Origin of the sequence: Rosenbergiella metrosideri (assembly GCF_022602565.1) — a bacterium.
Lineage (GTDB): Bacteria > Pseudomonadota > Gammaproteobacteria > Enterobacterales > Enterobacteriaceae > Rosenbergiella > Rosenbergiella metrosideri.
The window spans coordinates 89,720-110,052 of the sequence record NZ_JALBCV010000010.1; the positions used below are offsets into that span (position 1 = coordinate 89,720).

The window sequence follows — 20,333 nt, forward strand, 5'->3', positions numbered from 1 at the left end:
GCCGGTCATTGTAGTGACTTTATTAACGACCCGTATCATTTTTTGAACTGAGCGATAGGGTTAACCAGTACCCCAGCCAGTTTCAGGGCGCTGGCCGGATCGTCCAAATTCACCATTTGCTGATTATTCGCCAACTGCAGCCGGTTTAAACAAGAATGTGCATACGTCGGGCTGAACAGATCGAACTGCACAAACTTGTCAGAAAATTGAGGATGATGTTGCTGATAATGTTCAATATTGAAGGCAACACGCTGCCAAAAAGCACCTTCTTGCATCACCCCGTCTTCGTCAAGAATCGCACTGATAAACCGGAAGAAGCAGCTAAAGACATCGACAAAAATCGATAATAGCTTCAGCTCATCCGGGACCTCAGCCTTAATACGTTTTATCTTGTCCGGTAACTCGCGCGAAGTATCTAGAATCGCAATTTCTTCGCCAATATCTTTCATAAAACAGCCTACTGGCACATCGTCCTCTAACTTAAGGATCAGGTTTTCGCCATGGGGCATAAAGACCAAGTCGTACTGGTAGAAGCAGTGCAAAATAGGACTTAAATAGGCTTGTAGATAACGGTCTATCCACTCGGCGGGCGCTAAACCTGAACGTTTGATAAGTGCTGTTAACAGAGCCTTACCGTCTGCGTCGCGGTGAAGTAATCCGGCCATTGTCATTAAACGCTGCTGATCAGTTAAGCCCGTTAACGGGTTTTCTCGCCATAAGGCAGCAAACATCTTCTTGTAAGCCGACTCTTTTTTGATCGCTCTCTCGTAGAGACGATGATGGTAACCAATGGTGGCAACCTCTTGCAGAATTGAGAAGTGACAGTGGCTAAGCCAGTTATCCTCTGCAACAATCTTCGCTAGCCATTGATTCACCGCAGGTGTCGTGGCCATATAGTAAGGCGATAACCCTCGCATAAAGCCCATATTCAGGATCGATAGCGCGGTTTTAACATAACGTTTGGACGGCTGACTACGATTAAAGAACGTCCGTATTGACTGTTGCGCCTGGTAGGCATCGGCTGCGACGCCTAGATAAATAATATGTTGTCGGGCGATATCGGCCGCAAAGACTGTGACGATTTTATTTTGCCACTGCCAAGGGTGTACGGGCGTAAAGAGGTAGTCCTCCGGTAACACATCCAGCGATCGCAGTGTCGCCTCCCACTCTTTGACCTGCACCGTGCCTAACTCCTCCTCGATAAGGGTGGCGTAATCCAGCCCATCAACTGCAGCAAAATGCCCATTACTCCGGTGGACCGCGACCCAAGGCATAAAGATCGATGCCCCCACTTCTGGCGCATACGCCAAGTAGTCTGCGGCATCAAACCCAATGCGCCCATTATTGGCAATAAAACAAGGATGCCCCTCGGTCATTGAAGACTCAATGGTCTGGAAATCTGCCACCGCCAGTTGCTCGCTGCTAGGATTGCCTTTCTGTAACTTAAACTGGCTGCTGCAGAGCGTGCTGGAGACCTCTTCTAAATAAGTGGCTAGCATCGACTCCGGTATCGCCAGTTGGTCGGCAAATTCGACGATAAATTCCAGCGCGTCCAGCGGTTTCTCTTGTCCCTTATGGGTTTTCCTTAGGGTCCGCCAGTCGATAGAAAGGTGGTTCAGCGCCCGCCATTTCCCTTCAAACTGATACACATTCTCGCCCGAGCTATCGGTTAAACGCCACCCCCCTTCGGCGACCGCTTCGGGGGCTAATAGCCGCTCATGGCTGAATTCAGTAATCGCTTTTTGGATCAATTGTCCATTTGCCTGCTGCCAGTGTTTGGCGTTAGGCTGGGTGGGAGATAAGACGGTCGCTGGCTTTAACATAAGGGCTTTCTCTCGGTAAAAATCTGTGGCCGTACAAAACGCCAACCATGCGCGTTTGTGACCAAGGTCGATTTGCTGGTGATAGCGGAAACCCGCCTGTTGATTAAGTCGATGAATTTTGTGGTTATTAACATCGGGTTCGACCACAACGCGCGCCACTTCCGGGCGGCTAAACATATATTCCATTACGGTGGCGAAAATTTGCCGACTTAATCCACTGATGGGCGTACTGACGGGGGCCACGAGCAGGTGCATACCATAATCGCCAGATTGCGCAGGGTAATGCTCGGCGACCTCTTCCTGTAGCGCCTGATAACACTCGATTAAGAAATAAGGCTGTCCGTCGAGGCAGCCGATTAGCACACTGTTGACGTCTTGGGCGATCAGGTTGATATAGAAGTCATTGACCTGCTCAACGCTCTGATCTTGCATTCCCCAGAACTGCGCATGGGGCTGAATCACCCAATGGTGGATCATCCTTTCATCCCCCGCCTGCCAACGGCGTAAAGTGAAATGGCCCAAGGGTTGTTGCAGACTATATATACGTTCACCCATGAACAGCCTCCTTCGGAAGTCCAAAGGTTTGGAAAGCAATTTTTTTCTCGACCGGATACACCTCTCGCCCCAGAATACTGCGGAGGATCACCGAGTTGCGATAACAGGCCATCCCTAAATCGGGTGAGACAAAACCATGAGTGTGCAACTCGGCATTTTGGACAAAGAGGCTATGGCGACGATCGATGCTGTAGTCTCGCCCCACCGCATAACGTTGCTGGCGATCAAACTCGATTAATGGCATCAGGGGCGTTAAGAAATCAGGCGGACGATAGGTATAACCCGTCGACATAATGACGCCATCGGTCGCGAGGCTAAACTCTTCCTGCAAGACTTGGTGAGACAGGGTAAGAGTCAGTCCCTGATTCTCATTCTCCTCCATGGCAACAAGTCCGGAGTCGGTACACAGGGTCACCGGCAGGGGACCCTCCAGATCCTTACGATAAAGCAGTTCGTAAATAGCGTTTATCAGGCTCTCATTAATCCCCTTATAGAGGTTTTTCTGGCTGGCATTCAAGCGGTCACGCTGCGCTTCCGGTAACGCATGGAAATAGTCGACCCACTCTGGCGAAGTCATCTCTAACGTTAGCCGGGTGTATTCCAGCGGGAAAAAACGCGGGGCGCGAGTCACCCAATTTAACTGATAGCGATATTGATCAATATCTTGCAGTAAATCGTAGAAAATCTCTGCCGCACTTTGGCCACTTCCCACCACCGTAATTGCCGATTGCTGCTGCAAAGCCTGTTTCTTCGCCAGATAGTGCCCAGAATGTACCACCTGTTCTAATGATGTATCTATCCAATCTGGCATCCAAGGCGTCGGTCCGGTGCCTAACACTAGATGGCGAGCGAGCCATTGCTGGCGTTTGCCACTGACGGTATTTACCGCGTCAACGCAATAGCAGTCTCGTTGTTCATCTCGCGTCACCCACTCAACCCGCGTGTTCCACTGTAATGAAGCGAGCTGGTCGCACGCCCACTGACAATATTGGTTGTACTCTTTACGCAGTAGGAAAAAGTCTTCGCGAATATAGAACGCGTAAAGCTTACCCTTCTGTTTCAGATAATTTAAAACACTAAAACGACTCGTCGGGTCGGCTAAGGTCACCAGATCGGCCATAAAGGGCGTCTGTAAGTGAGCAGACTCCAGCATCATGCCTGGATGCCAATTAAAGGTCGGCTTTTGATCGAGATACACCGCATCCATGTCGTCTATCGCATCAGTCAGACAGGCCAAACTCAGGTTAAATGGACCTATCCCCACCCCAAGTAAGTCATAAATCTTCTCAGACATTAGTGGGCCCCTACGGTTTGTTTACGCTGAATACGCTGACCGGCTAAAGCCTCTCCGTGATGGATTAAGGCTTCGATCACTTGTTGAATCTCGTCTATCGATGTCGCAGGATTGAGTAAGGTAAATTTCAAATACTGCTTCCCCTTTACCTTGGTGGCCGCAATCATTGCTTCACCGCTTCGATTGAGACCTTTACGGATCTGTTGATTAATCTCGTCCACTGCATTGGCGCTTAGTTCGGTGGTCGGGTGGAAACGAAAGACTTGGGTGGTTAACTCTGGCGCATGCAGTACCTCTAGCTGCGGGTAAGCCATTAAGCGACGATGAGTCTCCACCGTTAAGGCGATGACCTGATCAAACGCGTCACCCAGCGATTCACGACCCAAAATGCGTAAACTGAGCCACATTTTTAAGGCATCGAAACGGCGAGTCGTTTGTAGGCTTTTATCCACTAAATTCGGAGTGCCTTCCTGTTTGGCACTGAGTGGATTGAGGTAATCTGCGTGGACGGTGACATGACGCAGATGGCTGGCCTCACGGACAAAAAAGGCACCGCAACTGACGCTTTGGAAGAAAGATTTATGGTAATCCACCGTTACCGAGTCGGCTAACTCGATTCCCGACAGACGCGGGCGGAACTGAGTTGAGGTCAACAGTCCGCAGCCATACGCTGCGTCAACGTGGAACCATACTTGATGACGGTGACATAATTCGGCGATCTCCGCTAAGGGGTCAATGCTCCCGAAATCGGTCGTTCCTGCTGTCGCCACAACCGCGATAGGGATTAAGCCTTCTGCGACCGCCTGTGCCATCGCTTGTGCCAATTGGCTACTGTCCATCTTGTAATCGTCATCGTAATCCACGGCGATGACCGCCTCATAGCCTAGCCCCAGTAAGGCGCAAGACTTCTGAATACTAAAATGGCTTAACGCAGAGGTGAAAATACGCCAGCGCGAGGCTTCGGCTGGCAATCCATGATGCTTTACCAAACGTTCGGGCGTCTCTTTAGCCACGCGACTGTCTCGCGCTAATAACATCGCCATCAAGTTAGACTGGGTGCCGCCGCTGGTAAAAATTCCCTCACTCCCCTGGGGTAAGCCTATTTGCTGTAACGTCCAATCCACCACCTTCTGTTCTATCAAGGTGGCCCCAGCACTCTGATCCCAAGTATCCACTGAGGTATTTACCGCACTTAACAGCTGCTCGGCCAATAATGTGGGCAACGTAATCGGACAGTTCAGGTGTGCGATATAGCGGGGATGATGGAACCACACGGCATCCCGCAACCAGAGTTGCGACAGTTCCTGCAGCGCAGCCTCTGTCGAGGCTAGCGGCTGGGTTAAATCGATGCCGGCAAATTCAGCCGCCAGTGCTTGAGGCGTGATGCCACTAAAGGGTTGAGAGACCCTCTCCATATGTTGACGGATAAGATTCGCGCCCAACTGAGTATTACGCTGATAGTCATCGAGCGTTTTCTCGTTGAACAACCACTCCTCGAAAGAATTTTTTTCACTATTATTTTTAGACACTTACACCACCCTTTCTCTTTACACCATTTGAAAAAAGAAGCACTCCAGTAGAAAAACTGATTATTGTGGAGTGGCCATAAGACATGAGAATCTAAATGATAATGATTAGTATTAACAATAAGGAATATTCTTAAAGCCTTTATTCCCCTTAAAAACACGCCCTCAGTTTTCCGTCACAACTAGTCGTCAAGATATTGAATGTGTATGATAATCATTATCATTAATTTATAGGCGAGTGGTCGGTATGGCGTCAGGGTACAGAGTGGTCGATCTTCAGTTAAAACGTCGAGAAATGTTGAGTCCTTCGCTATTGCGCTGCGTCTTTACTGGCGAGGATATCGATAAAATCAAACATGAAGCACCGGACCAACGCATCAAGATTCTGCTGGCAGAAAATCAGTCCTGCCAAAAACTTCCCGTAACGGAAGATTGGTACGGGACTTTTCTGGCGATCCCCAAAGCAGAACGTCCGACCATGCGGACCTATACCCTGCGCCACCTTGATGTATCACAACAAGAGATGTGGGTCGATTTCGTCCTACATGGCGATACTGGGCCTGCCTCTCGCTGGGCGCAGCGCGCGCAAGTCAATACTTCCTTACAGATCGTGGTGCCGAATGCCGAAGCAACAACGACCAGTGGCGGGTTCGAATGGTTTGATAATCCAACACTGCAGGAGGTGTTACTGGTTGCCGATGAGACAGCCCTCCCGGCCGCGATGGGGATTTTAGAAGGTCTCGCTCGCCGTTCGAATCCACCCCGCGTTCAAGCTTTTCTGCATGTGCCTTTAGCCGCGGATAGTCAACCGATTGACTATGACTTTGCCAAGATTCATTGGAGTAGCACTGAGTGTGATGGCGATGCGCAACAGGCCCTCTTACAGGCAGTACGATCGTGCTTAACACTACCGGACTACGCTCGCAGCGCGGACCAATCGTTAGAAGAGAAAATCCTTAGCGAAGATATTTTATGGGAGCGGGCTGAGCCGTGTGAACGCTTTCGCGCCTGGGTAGCCGCCGAGTCCAGTGTGGTCAGGACCTTACGCCGTTATCTGATTCAGGAATGCATGCTGACTCGTGAAACGGCCACCTTTATGGCCTATTGGTCGCAAGGTAAAGTGACCGGTTAAGCATCCTCTGGCCGAAAAATTAGGATAATGACGCTGAGGACTTAATGTTTTTCTCGTCTACACTGAATTAAAGGAATGATAACAGGAGAGATCATGAGACTACTTATTGCACTACTTTTACCTTGGCTAACGTTCTTTACTATTGGTCGACCGATCGCCGGGATTATCTGCTTAATTTTGCAACTGACGCTGATCGGGTGGCTACCAGCGACCCTCTGGGCGGTCTATGCCTTAAGCCAATACAATACCGATAAAAAAATTCAGCGCTCAATGCGCTGAGTGCCGTTAGGGCAGGCCTTCAGCCTGCCCGTTATTATTTTATTCGTGTAAGACGGCCAATAATCATCGTTATGCCAATAATGGTTGCCACCGCAGCAACATGCAGGGCGAAATCTATCCGATCTTGTTGCACCGGATGACACAGCGATAACAGGCTGACTGACCATGCCGCCACGCTAATTCCCGCCATTAATAGACTCTTCTGACTGTACAACCCCCCGCTCTGACGTAACGTCCACAACAAGGTGATCACCATCGGTGCACTGACTACCATCAGAAAAAGATAGCAAAAGGTACCGTGATCATGGGTCGGTGCGACGGGATGAACCGGAATACTCATAATATTAAGCAACAACCAGAGTCCACCCGCTAACACAAACCGCACAGTCGGCAGGGTATCGCGCCCGGGAATTAATAAGGTAAGCGCATTCCATGCTGCGGCAATACCGATGATTACCGCGAGCAATAATTGTGCGAAAGCCAGCCCGGCACCAGGTTGCGTCCAATCGGTTAATCCGCGATGTACCACAACACTCGATACTATCGCTAAGGGCAGGGCTAGCGCAATCCACTTTAGAATACGGATACTTGTTGGGGCGAGAGGGTCGACGGGCCGCATCTCACTGGAGAGTTTCTTGATAAGTTGCTGATGATCACTCATGTTTCGCTCCGATACGTCGTAAATTGATCAACGCTCGATGTAATAAAGACTTTACGGCCGAGAGGGATAATTGATGGTGTGAGGCGGCTTCCGCGAGACTCTTTTCATTGAGATGGACAAACTCCACCATTTCCCGTTGCCGTGCCGGTAACTGCTGCAAGTAATGTCCTAGCTGATGGTCATCAGCAAGTGGCTGACTCTCGGCCGTGCTCGATGCTTCACAATAGTCATCGTCCACCACCTCATAACGTCGATACCCTTGGCGACGCAGCGCATCAATACAACGCGCCCGGATAATCGCCTGTAACCATGGCATAAACGGATAATGACTGTCGTAGGTGTGGCGAACGCGATGCAGCGTCAGCAGCACGTCTTGGACCACATCCTCGACCTGGCCACGATCATAAATCTGTTTACTGACTTGCGCGCAGATCGCCGGCAACAAGGCTCTCAACAACCGTTCATACGCCTGTTGAGAACCACGTTGAGCCTGCACCATCAGCGCTGGCCACTGCTGCTTATCGCTGTCGTTAAGTGCCATTAGCCGCTTTCTGTAAGGCTTGCGTCACAATTTGCGGGGTCAATACCTGTGGCAGAACCACCGGCTTACCGCCATTAGCCGGATAGACGAGATACATCGGTAATCCCCCCTGACCAAACTCAGCTAACGCATCCTCAACATCGGGATTAAACTTAGTCGAGTCTGCCACCATAAAGTGCGTCCCAGTCTCAGAGATAGCCTGTTTCACCGCCTCAGTCGATAGCGTTGTACGTTGATTTACCTGGCAGGTAATACACCAAGACGCCGTAAAATCGACAAAAATCGGTTTCCCCTTACCCCGTAACTGCGCCACATTGTGAGGCGACCACGTTTCTTCACTGACCGACGCCGCCGCGGAGACTTGGCTCTGCTTAGGCGTAATCCCGACCACTGGCGCTATGACCGCGATCAGTAGCAGAAAAGTAAACGCCGCTAAGCCGCGGTATGAACGCGACATCATGCGTCGATGCTGCACGATACCGTACAACCACGCGGTAAAGCCAAACAGCACCGAGACGGCCAGCAGCATGCCTAAGGCTTGGCTATCCGTTTGTTGGGAAAACACCCAGACTAGCCAGGCGTAAGCCCCGAGCATTGGAAAGGCCAAACCATGCTTTAACGTCTGCATCCACGCACCGGGTTTCGGTAACCAGCGCGATAGTGAGGGAAAGAAACAGATCAACGAAAAAGGTGCCGCAAAGCCGAGGGCTAAGGAGAAAAAGACCCATAGCGCGACAAAGGGTGGTTGTACTAACGCATAGCCTATCGCACTGGCCATAAACGGTGCAGCGCACGGCGTCGCCACGATAATCGCCAAGGCCCCTGTCAGCGCAGAGCGTGCGAAGATCCCACGAGCCGTCTTTACTGACCCCACATTTTGTACGGCAATTCCGACTTCAAACAGCCCAAGTAGATTGAGCGCCGCCGCCAACATCACCAGTGCCAATAGGGCAATCACTAGCGGAGACTGAAGCTGAAATCCCCAGCCCACCGCCGCGCCACCGGCACGTGCCGCCAGCAGAATCCCCGCTAACAGCAGCATGGTCACCACCACTCCGACCAAAAAACCCATCCCTTCTCGTCTCGCGTGGCCAGAATCGGATTGATGATTGATGAGACCCAGCGCTTTCAATGAGATCACTGGAAAAACGCAAGGCATTAGATTGAGGATAATGCCGCCCAAAAAGGCGGCGAATAACGCAGTTAGCATCCTGTCACCACTTAGTGTACGGAGCGATACTGTTGCACAGCATCCAACGCTTTCTGGATATGCTGATCAGGATTTCTATCGGTGTAGCTCATTAAAATTTTACCTTCAGGGGAGATAACATAAGAGGTCCGCTCTGACATCGCCTTCCCTTTCACTTGTACCGCTGTTTGATACTGCGCCGCCACTTTCGCACCCGGATCAGCGGCCACCGCAAATTTATCGCGGCACTCGAGTTTAGAGAACTGGCTAATTTGGTCAGTATTGCCTGCCGTTACACCAATGACGGTCGCGCCTAACTGGCTAAACTTATCGGTGGCTTCGGCGAATTCATGAGCCTCTAAGGTACAGCCTGCAGTAAATGCCGCAGGGAAGAAATAGAGCACGACGGGGCCTTTTTTAAGGGCTTGTTGTAGCGAAAAATCGAGAGGTTTACCGCCCAGCGCTGCATGCAATTGGAATTGAGGAGCGGCTGCACCCACCGGTAATGCAGCGTGTGCCGTAAAGCTTGAGGCCGCAAAAACCATTCCTGCACCCGCAACAATCTGGGTAATACGACGTTTCAACATAGTCATCTCCATACTCCTGTAGAATTAATATAATAAGTTTAGTTAACTTATTGAGTAATTCGCTCTGCCGAGTAAAAAGTTGCGCAAGGTGATGAAAAAAATTTCGATTATTTTCCCCACAGCCGCATGGCCCGCAGCGTGTTGTCTTTTTTCACTACATGATGATACAGCGCCGCCAAGGTGTGTGCCGCGATGAGCCAATAACCGATCTGTGCGAGGTCCATATGCCATACCATCAGGCTTTTGGCTAAAGCTAGGTTCGGCATATCAGTAATGGGCATTGCGATCCCTAACCATGACCATTCATGCCCGCGGAAGTAACGGGCGGTAAGACTGAGCAGGGGTAAGGTCATAAACAACAGGTATAACAGCCCATGGCCACACTGTGCCAACCGAGATTGCACGCTGGGTTGAGTATTCTGTCGCGTACCTTTAGCACGTAAAAAAAGGCGCGTTACCATCATGATAAGTACGCTCATCCCCGCATAGACATGAGTTATCGCCACGACTTTGCGCTGTCCCGGTGTTAAGTCAATCCACGCTCGCGACTCAATACTGCCGTAAGCAGCCAATAAAGCGAGTAGCGTTAACCAATGAAGCAGACGAATAGCAAAAGAGTAATGGATAATCACAATTGTCGACCTAATCTAAATATTTTGCTTAACATCGCTTACCTAAACGCTAAGGTCAAGTTATCCCTGCATCGTCTGCGCGGCAGCGTTATGGGTGGCAACAGGCGGCAGTTGAGGTCAGCTTTGCCAGCGCTTCCTGCAGGAATGACCAAGCCACCAACTGCTGTTGATACAGCCCTGCTTCACCCTGCAACCTCACACCATAATGCTGTAAACGGTAGGCCAACACGGCGTAAAAGGCATCGACTGCCGTCGGTTTCTCGCCCTGATAGAAAGGGCCTTCGGCACTGGCGAACAGTGTTGTAACTCGCTCGATATCGGCGGTTTGCGCCGGAGAAAATGCGGTTAATGGGCTGACATCGGCCAAGGTGAAAGGCATCGTTTGACGTAATGCGCTGAAGTCCGCGTGCATCTCGGCACAGAGACTGCGCGAGAGTGCACGTTTACCCTGATCAGTGGGGTAAAGTTTCCCATCACTCAACTCATTAAGGTACTCAAGAATCGCTAGCGAGTCATGGAGGCGCAATGAGCCGTCCTCGAGGAAGGGCACCAACCCTGTCGGGCTGAGAGAGCGAAGTACGCTTTTACAACTCGCGCACTGTAACGAAAATACATTAAGATCGACGGGAAGTTCGGCTATTTTTGCGCCGATCATCGCACGTAACGACCACGTTGAATCTGTACCCACCGATAACTGCATCACAAGGCTCCCAAGCTGATAAGGTTTCAGCGACTTTACATGTTATTTCGTTCCAAGACACCTTTGCAGAAACTATTTCGTTTTACGTGCTTTAGCGAGACATTGATGGGGATCGATAAAAGGAATGCGTGGGTGCGCGGTATCGAGGTCACGCAGTGGCTCAACTTCGCGCAGCGTTTGCTGAGAACGGGTGACCAGTTGATGATACTGCGCGGTACCGGCCCGTTTCCATGCCAACTCCTGACTCGATAGTGTTCGCACCACTTTGGCGGGAGAGCCTAAAATTAATTGATTAGCGGCGTAACTTGCCCCCCGCTTTCACGAAGGAGGCTGCCCCGACACACAGTTTTCACCAATCTCTGCAGCATCCATAATCACGGCATTCATTCCCTCCATCGCATTGCGGCAGAGGACGCATCCATGTAACACGGCACAGTGACCAATATGGCCGTCTTCCTCAACCACAGTGTCCTGCTCAGGAAAACCATGCATGACACAGTTATCTTGGATATTAGCGCCACGTTTAACAACAATACCCCAAAGTCACCTCTCAAGCTGGCATGAGGGCCGATATAACCCCCGCCTCGATAATCACATCGCCAATCAGAACGGCGGTAGGATGAACATAACTTTCGAGAGACACTACAGGGGTTATGCCGTCAGGCAGTTGATAGAAGGTGGATTTACCGCCCACCATGTCTTGACGTCAAAACAAGGGGTCGCCGTCCATATAAACGTCTTCTATTTTCCTTGCTGGGGTATGTTAGAAAAATTGGCTCCTACTTGGCTGGCCGATATGCCTGCCATCATTAAGCCAGGCACGGCAACTGCTCAGGTCACGCAGGTTATGGTTAAATCGATGGTTGAGAGCGGGCTAGTCCCTGATGGAGCGATCAGCCTGATCTGTGGATCCACCGGTGATCTCCTTGATCAACTCGATAGCCAGGACGTCGTGACCTTTACCGGATCGGCAACAACGAGCCAACAGCTTCGTGTGCCCCCTAACTTCGTCAAACAGTCGATTCCTTTTACTATGGAAGCAGACTCGCTAAATTACTGCGTGCTTGGAGAGTCCGTGACGCCAGAAGATCCTGAGTTTGGTCTATTTATCCGTAAGATTGTTCGAGAAATGAGCGCCAAAGCAGGACAAAAGTGTACCGCTATTCGTCGGATTATGGTGCCAGATGCCCAACTGGATAACGAACGCACAGCGTTACTTGAAAAATTGGCCACAATCCCAGTAGGAGACCCAAGTCAGACTGGTATCAAAATGGGTTCCTTAATGAATCTCGCACAACAGTAAGATGTCCAACATCAAGTCGATACCCTATGCCAAGCCGGATGCGCGAGCTTACTCGGCGGTCACATCGACCCACAGTTCCTTGGCGCCGCTTACCCGTTAACCTTACCTTAATTGCTCGCAACCTGATTCCACATCAGCCGTCCATACGATTGAAGCCTTTCGACCCGTCGCAACACTCATGACTTATCGTGATAACGACCATGCTATTACACTGGCTCTCGCGGGTGGAGGGAGCCTCGCGGTAACTTTTGTCGCCAATGATGATAAGGCCGCGCGTAACTTTATCGCTGAAGCCGCCCGTGCTCATGGACGAATACAAATTGTAAATCGCGAATCCGCTACTGAGTCGACGGGTCATGGTTCTCCCCTCCCACAATTGGTACATGGCGGCCCAGGTCAGGCGGGTGGAGGCGAGGAGCTAGATGGTTTACGCGGCGCAAAAGTCCAAGAAGATGTCGTACTCCCTTTCCGTGAATACTTTGAAGAACTTCAACCAGGAAATAGTTTACTGACTCACCGTCGAACTCTCACCGAAGCCGATATTGTCAATTTCGCCTGTTTAAATGGTGATCACTTTTATGCCCATATGGATAAAATGGGTGCCGAGGCCTCTTTTTTTGGCGAACGAGTCGTCCATGGCTATTTTATCGTTGCCGCCGCCGCAGGACTTTTTGTGGATACGGGAGTCGGTCCAGTCATTGCCAACTATGGCTTAGAAGGCCTGCGTTTTCTGCAACCCGTTAAACCTGGCGATACTATCCAAGCGCGATTCACCTGCCAAAAAAAACCATCAAATACCAGCGTAGCGCCGAAGAACGTGCCACGGGGATCGTACAGTGGGCGGTTGATATTATGAATCAACATCAGGAGGTGGTCGCGGTCTATTCTATTTTGCCCCTAGTTGCACGTCGGGAAAGTGATTTTTAAGTTACTTAACGACCCTAGCCCTCTACGCGTTCACTAGACCAAACAGGGTATTTTTTCATCGTTTTACAATAAACCGTTATTAGGCTCTACCTAATATACCCCTCAAATACTGTTGTTAGGTATCAGGTTAAGGTATTATGGCTCTTTTGAAAAGTTAAGTGGATTGGATATGAAAATCGTAACTGTTTTGCGTTCGGGTGGAGACTACAATGAAAATCATGTTAGATGGCTTCATCGGCAACTTCCTGACACTTACGAAAAAATATGCCTTACCGATCTGGATATTCCCGATATAAAAACAGTGAAATTAAGGACTGATTTTCCAGGTTGGTGGTCAAAAATAGAATTATTCAATCCCGATCTTATCGATGATGATATTTTCTATGTCGATCTCGATATCGTTGTTTTAGGCGATATTTCTGAATTAACGGATCAGAATGAATTAATGATGCTTGAGGATTTTTTCTCAAATACCATGTACAACTCTGCCATGATGTATATTCCAAAAGCAGAGAAGAATAAAGTTTGGGAAACCTTTAATCGTTTTCCTGAACAGTTCATGAGAAGATACAAAAAAGGGGGGGATCAAGAGTTTATTAGTAGAATATTGCCCCACGCCAATAATTGGCAAAAAAGGTTTCCAGGCAAGATCTTCAGCTATAAAAAGCATATTGTGAAAAAATCTAAGAAATATAACCTTTCTAGCGGTAATGGACAACTTCCTGCTGATGCTAGAATTATATTCTTTCATGGCAAACCTAGGCCTTGGAACTGTGGTGAAAAATGGGTTCCTGAATTAGAAAATCAAGTTGGTAAAATTTGATTATGGCTATTTTTAATAAAAGATTATTCAACAATATATCTCTGATATTACTAATGTTGAGTTTCTTCACAGCATTATCAGACAGAATAATGGGAAGGAATGCTTTCTTCCTTTCAGTCATAATGATGTTATTAATTAATATTAAAAATATTGAATTTAGTCTAAAAAAAATACTAGTCCCACTGACAACATTGATCTTTGGTGTTGCACTCTGGGTTTGGTACCACCTATATTGCCAACAAGATAATACTATTTTTTTAGCTAACCAAAATTATAATATAATTTCTCGCTATATGATATTTATTGGCATCGCTCTTTTTTTTATACAGTGTATCAAGCCAATATACTATGGGCCTAGCTTACGAGTCCTAATATTAACTATTTCTACCTGCAGTTTTATTTATGTCTGTGGAGTGGGATTTTTTTATTTTCTCAGCCACCCAAGTGCGAGAATAAGAATAGATAGTGCTGCAACTATTTCTGCTTATATTGTTACATTACAATGTCTATTTACTATATATATAATAAATTTATTCAGTGTAAAATCTAAAAAATATCTAATATCACTCGTAATTGCTCTTGGGTTTATCACATTAAGTCTCACGGAGACTCGATCAGCAATTCTATGCTTCCCTATCATAATTTTCATATATTTTTTTAATCCTAAATTATTTGTTAAAAAAAAATATATAGCTTACTATACCTCTATTTTTATACTATTATCTCTTTGTATCAAAACCTTTTTTCCATTAACTATTGAAAGGTTAGCTAGTAGTTATACTGAAATTTCAGAAATGAGTGTTAACAATGATAGCTCTATCGGTGCTAGAGTGAGTATGTGGCAATCTGGGATCTATACTTTTACCAAACATCCATTTGGTCAAAGTCCATCATCAAGATTCCAAGATGTAATTCATTATATTGATAGCAAAGAGCACGGTAACCCTGAAGGGAAACGTAATTCTGTATATCATTTACACAATGACTTAATTGAAAGATTATCTCTTCAAGGTGTTTTAGGTGGAATTTCGTATATCCTTCTACTAGCCTCAATCATATATTTTGCATACAAAGAAAATCGATTTAGAGAGTATTTCGTTTTATTTATACTACCTATCATCTCCTTCGGAAGTGTGGATACTTTATTTATAGACAAACGATTCATTATCGTTTTTGGTGCACAGCTTTTACTATTCAATTTCTTTCAGCGTAAAAACTTCCAAGAGAAATAGTCGATTAAACGTACCTGAATGCTATTCTTCTTCCCCCCACGGCTGTGGGGGGATACAGTCATCTCAATTCAACAATTCGGATAGATTTACGGTGAGTAAAAGCAGGATAGTTCGGGCAAATACTCCGTAGTTTTTCAGTGACGCAGCGATGACAGAAAATACACTCGAATGAGCATATATAAGTTTCTCTTGATTCTGTCGGTAAATCCTTATCACATGATTCGCAATTAGGCCTAAGAGACAACATTTAACCTCCCATTGAGTATCATTTATCAACCTAAACATAGCGTCTTCATTCAAGGGGTCTTATCACCTATAAGGTTTATCTCGAACTAACTTTATAGCTGATATACCAAAATGAACCCTATCCTTTGCGGCACACTATGCCGCGCGAATGGTGAAGGCAGTCCTTAATAAGGCTTCCGCTTGTTCGATCTGCTCGGTATTCGGGAGGTGATGTAAGGTTTGAAGTAAACTAGGTAGAGTAATAGGCCGTTGCTTGGCAAGGAGTTGAATTACTGTCTGACCGATGATCTCTTCCAGTAATCCATCATTACTAGTGGTATCAGTATCCATATTTATCACTCCTAGCACTCTCTACATTTTTATATTATTAACTGTAGAGCATGCCCCCCATTAACTCTAATACTTACGGATTAATTAGGTTGGTATTTATTTCGATACACCAGAAAACCGAGAACTAAAATTTAGATAAAATTCATAATAATCAATAAGTAATGTTATTTTAATCGTTATTGATTTTTATTAATTGCGAAAAAAATTCGATAAAATTAAAATTTATCTCACGAGCTTAATGAGGTTATTCGTATGTTCACTCTTTTAAAGTCCCAATTAGCACTTCTTCGCCCGAGTGAGCAACCTGATTATATTTTACGCTTTTTAATTTCCCAAGTTGAACAAGGTCATCTCCCTGCTGGACATAAACTCCCCTCTGTGCGGGAATTGTCTTCTCAACTGCACATCAATTACGCCACCGTGCAAAAAGCCTATCATCAATGTAAGCTGGCAGGTGTTATCACTTCGCGTCCTGGAAAGGGCAGTTTTATTAGCCACCGAGGTGTCGTTGAAGCGCTACAGAGTAGCCACGACCTAACGTCGATGAATTCGCCGCTGAGCGAACACTCAGAAGAGTTGTCGTTAGAGTTAAAGCAGCATGCAATTTCTTCAATCTATGACTATGATTTTAGGAATATTTTTCGCTATCACTCGACACTCGATAATCCTGATATCCGTCAAACCGGCCTAGAATGGCTAGGTAAAAAGATCCTACAGCCCTCGATGAATCGTATTTTACCTTGCGCGGGGATTCATGAAGGATTATTGGCGCTATTTATTCTGCATCAGAAAAAAGGGACGATTGCGCTTCCCCTGTATTTTTATTCCGGATTAAAATCGATCGTCCAGCTACTCGCAACCCCGTATGTCACCATACCTTGCGATGAAGAAGGCCCACTTCCCAGTGCCTTAGTAGGACTGTGTGAAGAAAAACAGATCAGCGCGCTTTACATCAACCCTAATATTAATAACCCCACTACCGTCACGCTTTCGATTAATCGCCGGCTTGCGTTAGCGGAAGTCGCCAAGCGCTACCACCTATCGATCATCGAAGATGATGCCTATGGCGCTCTTGCCAGCCAAGGGATTGCTACCTTTAGTCAGATCCTACCGAGTCATACCTGGTATTTACAGGGGCTCTCGAAAAGTTTTGCGCCGGGGATGAGAATGGCGTGGGTCTATGGGCCGTCAGAGGGTGAAACACATCAACTTTGCCAGATAATGGGGGCGTTAAAAGTGAGTGACAATCCCCTAACTCATCAGATCGTTAATAAGTGGGTGATGTCTGGCGTCGCCCAGCGCACGGCAGAAGAAACGCAGAAAACAACGCGGGTGCGAGTAAAGTTATTTCGTCGCTTATTCCCCGACGATCACTATCAAATCTCTGACGATGGCTTTCATGTCTGGTTTAGCCTGGGCAAGAGAAATGCCTACGAGATTGCTTTCCTGCTGCAACAGGCGGGAATTTCTGCAACCCCCTCCAACGAGTTTAGTTTTGAAAAAAATGAAGAGAGTTTTTTACGGATCAGTTTGAGCGGTTACAGCTCGCTTGCCGCATTAGAACGCGCGTTAAAGAAATTTCGCGATGTGTTAAATACCCTCTATTTAAAGCATACCCAGGTATAAGGTGAACGATATGAGCGCAGTACAAGAGATCTTACAACGCGAACTGACACGGATTAATCTTGAGGAGAAACGCGATGATAAGCTAATTTTCGATCCGCGTTTTGTGTTCGAAAAAAAAGGCCTCTACGCCATTATGCTCGGAATGTTTATTCTGACGATAGGGCTACTAATTTATTCGGATATTTTTAGTCGTCTTGATGTATGGATATGTGTGGCGATTTTTGTCTTATTAAACGGCTTTTTCTTTTTCCATATCACCCCGTCTTATCACCTCGATGATATCGATAAAATTGCATGGAGAAATTGTTATACCGGTGAATGGTATCGAGAAGTTCCAGTGCGATCCGCCGTTATCGATCAGATCCTTCATTCAGACCGGGTCTCTGATCAGAGCAAGAATGAGATCAAACGCTTACAAGCATTAGGTGCTGAAATTTTCTTTCGTGATCTGGCGAAAATGCAGTAGCTCCGCGAGTAGGCCTTACCTCTCCCCCACGTTGAAACACTTCTCGCATTTGGTTACGTCGACAGTGATTACTTTTGAATTGCTAGTCACTGTTTGACGATAAGCTCCCGTAAGCTGTACCGCTCAACGAATCGGAGTCTTATTATGAAAAAGCAGTCTTACTCGGCATTGCTACTCTTACTGATCTCTTTCGCTTCATTCGCCCAACCCAAGGTACATCACAAGGGTTATCCTAGTCCGTGGTCACATCGATACCAGAATCATTATGCCGATACGGCAGAATCACCCGATGAATTTATGCGTCCGCCGCTTCGCGAATTACGGCGCTGATCGCGAAGGGAGACTGGGGAAAGGGATAAGTCGCCCCGGTCTAAATTCTTCTGCCGACGATGTGCAGAAAACTTTTAAGTAAATTTGTTTTTTTGGCTGAAATAATACGAAAATAATGATCTCACTCGGCCAATAGCTATTCACTATGTCAAATAAAACACAGATTACCCCTTTAAAAGCGATGATTGCCGCCATAAGCGGTTATGCAATGGACGGTTTTGATCTACTGATATTGGGCTTTATGTTACCCGTAATTAGTCAACATCTCGCGCTCAGTCCCGAACAAGGCGGGGCCTTAGTGACTTGGACCCTAATTGGTGCGGTAATAGGAGGAATACTGTTTGGATTTCTCAGTGACCGCTATGGCCGTGTCAAGATGTTGACCATGACCATTTTAATGTTTGCCGTTTTTACGGGCCTCTGCGCTTTTTCCCAAGGCTATTGGGATTTGCTCACTTACCGTACTTTAGCCGGTGTAGGCTTGGGCGGAGAATTTGGTATTGGGATGGCACTTATCGCCGAGACATGGCCAGCGCAGCAACGTAACCGAGCCTCGGCGTGGGTCGGTATGGGATGGCAACTCGGCGTGCTGCTCGCCGCAATCATTGCCCCTCTCTTACTCCCCGTAATCGGATGGCGAGGAATTTTTTTAATTGGCTTGCTCCCTGCATTATTCTCCTTTTTTCTGCGCCACGGGCTGGAAGAACCCACCGCTTATCGCCAAGCTCAAATACAGAAACCGCGACTTGGGCTGAGAAAAAGCCTGGCGATGCTTTGTCGCGACCGTATAACGACGAAAGCCAGTCTTGGGATATTTATCCTCTGTTCCGTACAAAACTTTGGTTATTACGGATTGATGATCTGGATGCCCACTTACCTTTCTCAGCAATTCGGTTTTTCGCTGACAAAATCAGGACTTTGGACCGCAGTTACCGTTGTAGGCATGATGTTTGGCATTGGTCTATTTGGTTTATTAGCTGACCGTTACGCCCGCTGGAAAATCTTTATCCTTTATCAATTGAGTGCACTGGCGATGGTGATCCTCTACGCACAGCTACAGACCCCAACAAGTATGCTGATTGCCGGCGCGGTGATGGGAATGTTTGTTAATGGTATGGTTGGTGGCTATGGAGCCTTGATTTCAGATACCTATCCTACGGAAATCCGTGCGATAGCTCAAAATGTACTGTTTAACCTTGGTCGAGGGGTAGGTGGCTTTGGCCCTCTGGTGATGGGATTAATCGCTAGTCATGGCTCCTTTATGCTCGCCATTAGCTTACTGGCTATTCTCTATTTGCTTGATGTGATAGCAACATTATTCCTTGTCCCTAAACAGCAATCGATGACTGAAGACCACTTGGGCGCTATAGGTTAATTTTTTGCCTCGATAGCAATAATCTGAGAGCTTAGCAGCACCTCATCCCACTTACGATGGGGTGCTGTATATTGGCTACTGTAAACAAGGTCTTCAATCACTATTGAAAATAGACTCTTAAATTATATTATCGAAATAGTGACATTCACTATAAATAATAAAATACGATGAGATTCATATGTCATCTTAAAGAAATTTCTTGTTAATAAGTTCACCCGTAAAGATCAGAGCAGGAGGTAGACCAATAAATTCGTTAGCTCTCAAAGGTGAAACTAACGTATCATTTCTATCGTGATTATCGATAAAAAAATCAATCATATAGTTATATGCATTAATCGTTAAGGGTGGATAATCAGCGTTGCGATGTTTTAAAGAATAATGGTCAGCATCAAACGAAAGATCGGTACTTGGATAAAAAATAACTTGAGCTTTAAAGTTAACTTTTTCTTTAAGTTTCTGGGGCGTGACCGCGGCGAGGCTACCACCATTGCCTTTATCTTCTATCGTTACCTCTCTTCAAGATGATCGACAGGTAATATTTCGCCCCCTAATTTGTCCGATATTTGTGCATAGACTTTACGCATGTCGTCCAAGCTTAAAAATTCGAATGGGGAAAGTTTGATGCTTAAATGATTTCTAAAACCTTGAGTGCTTCTGATCTTAATCTAGTTGGTCAAGTTTTTCCATATTCTATTTCCTTAGATCTCACTGTTTACATAAACTATGATAAGATTATTCAAATAAAAACCTTAGCAT

20 protein-coding genes and 2 pseudogenes are annotated in these 20,333 nt (G+C 46.9%); 9 read left to right on the forward strand and 13 right to left on the reverse strand.

Annotation, left to right across the window (positions count from 1 at the left end):
- Positions 1-35: 35 nt before the first annotated feature.
- The 3 genes from MKR94_RS11115 to MKR94_RS11125 are packed head-to-tail and all read right to left on the reverse strand — an operon-like array spanning position 36 to position 5,201.
- Entirely contained in the window at positions 36-2,378 is a 2,343-nt protein-coding gene (locus MKR94_RS11115) for a GNAT family N-acetyltransferase (protein ID WP_241646955.1), read from the reverse strand.
- Positions 2,371-3,672 carry a lysine N(6)-hydroxylase/L-ornithine N(5)-oxygenase family protein gene (locus MKR94_RS11120; protein ID WP_241646956.1) on the reverse strand — a complete coding sequence of 434 codons (1,302 nt, stop codon included), beginning with the start codon at positions 3,670-3,672 and terminating at the stop codon, positions 2,371-2,373. Before MKR94_RS11120 ends, MKR94_RS11115 begins: the two co-directional genes overlap by 8 nt.
- Entirely contained in the window at positions 3,672-5,201 is a 1,530-nt protein-coding gene (locus tag MKR94_RS11125; RefSeq protein WP_241646957.1) for a pyridoxal phosphate-dependent decarboxylase family protein, read from the reverse strand. The genes MKR94_RS11120 and MKR94_RS11125 overlap by 1 nt, the downstream gene beginning before the upstream one ends.
- A 244-nt stretch (positions 5,202-5,445) precedes the next feature.
- Here MKR94_RS11125 and MKR94_RS11130 point away from each other — a divergent pair, with 244 nt between their 5' ends.
- Entirely contained in the window at positions 5,446-6,330 is an 885-nt protein-coding gene (locus MKR94_RS11130; protein ID WP_241646958.1) for a siderophore-interacting protein, read from the forward strand.
- A gap of 93 nt (positions 6,331-6,423) precedes the next feature.
- A complete protein-coding gene (locus MKR94_RS11135; RefSeq protein ID WP_241646959.1) occupies positions 6,424-6,609 on the forward strand; it encodes a YqaE/Pmp3 family membrane protein in 186 nt (61 codons plus the stop codon).
- Between the two features lie 34 nt (positions 6,610-6,643).
- Here MKR94_RS11135 and MKR94_RS11140 read toward each other — a convergent pair whose 3' ends face one another.
- The 7 genes and pseudogenes from MKR94_RS11140 to MKR94_RS11170 all read right to left on the reverse strand — a co-directional run bounded on the left by MKR94_RS11140 (position 6,644) and on the right by MKR94_RS11170 (position 11,616).
- Positions 6,644-7,270, reverse strand: a complete 627-nt coding sequence (locus MKR94_RS11140) for an NrsF family protein (protein ID WP_241646960.1) — start codon at positions 7,268-7,270, stop codon at positions 6,644-6,646.
- Complete coding sequence (locus MKR94_RS11145) at positions 7,263-7,811, reverse strand: sigma-70 family RNA polymerase sigma factor (protein WP_241646961.1); 549 nt, start codon at positions 7,809-7,811, stop codon at positions 7,263-7,265. The genes MKR94_RS11140 and MKR94_RS11145 overlap by 8 nt, the downstream gene beginning before the upstream one ends.
- Positions 7,801-9,021, reverse strand: coding sequence for a protein-disulfide reductase DsbD family protein (locus MKR94_RS11150; protein ID WP_241646962.1), 1,221 nt, complete (start codon positions 9,019-9,021; stop codon positions 7,801-7,803). The genes MKR94_RS11145 and MKR94_RS11150 overlap by 11 nt, the downstream gene beginning before the upstream one ends.
- A gap of 11 nt (positions 9,022-9,032) precedes the next feature.
- Positions 9,033-9,545, reverse strand: a complete 513-nt coding sequence (locus MKR94_RS11155; protein WP_241646976.1) for a peroxiredoxin — start codon at positions 9,543-9,545, stop codon at positions 9,033-9,035.
- Between the two features lie 149 nt (positions 9,546-9,694).
- On the reverse strand, positions 9,695-10,219 hold the full coding sequence (locus tag MKR94_RS11160) for a cytochrome b/b6 domain-containing protein (RefSeq protein ID WP_241646963.1): 525 nt from the start codon (positions 10,217-10,219) through the stop codon (positions 9,695-9,697).
- An 88-nt stretch (positions 10,220-10,307) separates the two neighbouring features.
- Positions 10,308-10,919, reverse strand: coding sequence for a glutathione S-transferase N-terminal domain-containing protein (locus MKR94_RS11165; RefSeq protein ID WP_241646964.1), 612 nt, complete (start codon positions 10,917-10,919; stop codon positions 10,308-10,310).
- 72 nt (positions 10,920-10,991) lie between these two features.
- A pseudogene (locus MKR94_RS11170) lies at positions 10,992-11,616 on the reverse strand (phenylacetic acid degradation protein PaaY).
- On the opposite strand from MKR94_RS11170, the pseudogene MKR94_RS11175 reads away from it, so the two are divergent.
- The 3 genes and pseudogenes from MKR94_RS11175 to MKR94_RS11185 form a co-directional block, all read left to right on the forward strand.
- A pseudogene (locus MKR94_RS11175) lies at positions 11,593-13,149 on the forward strand (aldehyde dehydrogenase family protein); the annotation flags it as partial. The pseudogenes MKR94_RS11170 and MKR94_RS11175 overlap by 24 nt on opposite strands.
- A 169-nt stretch (positions 13,150-13,318) precedes the next feature.
- Positions 13,319-13,972 (forward strand): glycosyltransferase family protein, encoded by a 654-nt coding sequence (locus MKR94_RS11180; RefSeq protein WP_241646965.1) that lies wholly within the window; start codon positions 13,319-13,321, stop codon positions 13,970-13,972.
- Between the two features lie 2 nt (positions 13,973-13,974).
- The gene (locus MKR94_RS11185) at positions 13,975-15,204 is read left to right on the forward strand and encodes an O-antigen ligase family protein (RefSeq protein ID WP_241646966.1); all 1,230 of its coding nucleotides are present in this window, start codon (positions 13,975-13,977) and stop codon (positions 15,202-15,204) included.
- 58 nt (positions 15,205-15,262) lie between these two features.
- On the opposite strand, the gene MKR94_RS11190 is transcribed toward MKR94_RS11185, so the two are convergent.
- Both MKR94_RS11190 and MKR94_RS11195 read right to left on the reverse strand, forming a co-directional pair.
- Entirely contained in the window at positions 15,263-15,451 is a 189-nt protein-coding gene (locus MKR94_RS11190; RefSeq protein WP_422047521.1) for a DUF1272 domain-containing protein, read from the reverse strand.
- Between the two features lie 134 nt (positions 15,452-15,585).
- Complete coding sequence (locus MKR94_RS11195) at positions 15,586-15,780, reverse strand: hypothetical protein (RefSeq protein WP_241646967.1); 195 nt, start codon at positions 15,778-15,780, stop codon at positions 15,586-15,588.
- A gap of 252 nt (positions 15,781-16,032) precedes the next feature.
- On the opposite strand from MKR94_RS11195, the gene MKR94_RS11200 reads away from it, so the two are divergent.
- The 4 genes from MKR94_RS11200 (at position 16,033) to MKR94_RS11215 (ending at position 19,577) form a co-directional block, all read left to right on the forward strand.
- Positions 16,033-17,406, forward strand: a complete 1,374-nt coding sequence (locus tag MKR94_RS11200; RefSeq protein ID WP_241646968.1) for an aminotransferase-like domain-containing protein — start codon at positions 16,033-16,035, stop codon at positions 17,404-17,406.
- Between the two features lie 10 nt (positions 17,407-17,416).
- Positions 17,417-17,872, forward strand: coding sequence for a YlaC family protein (locus tag MKR94_RS11205; protein ID WP_241646969.1), 456 nt, complete (start codon positions 17,417-17,419; stop codon positions 17,870-17,872).
- Between the two features lie 144 nt (positions 17,873-18,016).
- Positions 18,017-18,202, forward strand: coding sequence for a hypothetical protein (locus MKR94_RS11210; RefSeq protein WP_241646970.1), 186 nt, complete (start codon positions 18,017-18,019; stop codon positions 18,200-18,202).
- A gap of 145 nt (positions 18,203-18,347) precedes the next feature.
- Entirely contained in the window at positions 18,348-19,577 is a 1,230-nt protein-coding gene (locus tag MKR94_RS11215; RefSeq protein WP_241646971.1) for an MFS transporter, read from the forward strand.
- 186 nt (positions 19,578-19,763) lie between these two features.
- Here the strand turns inward: MKR94_RS11215 and MKR94_RS11220 are convergent, their stop codons facing one another.
- Positions 19,764-20,081: an alpha/beta hydrolase fold domain-containing protein gene (locus MKR94_RS11220; protein ID WP_241646977.1), complete on the reverse strand. Its 318-nt coding sequence runs from the start codon at positions 20,079-20,081 to the stop codon at positions 19,764-19,766.
- Positions 20,082-20,333 lie beyond the last annotated feature (252 nt).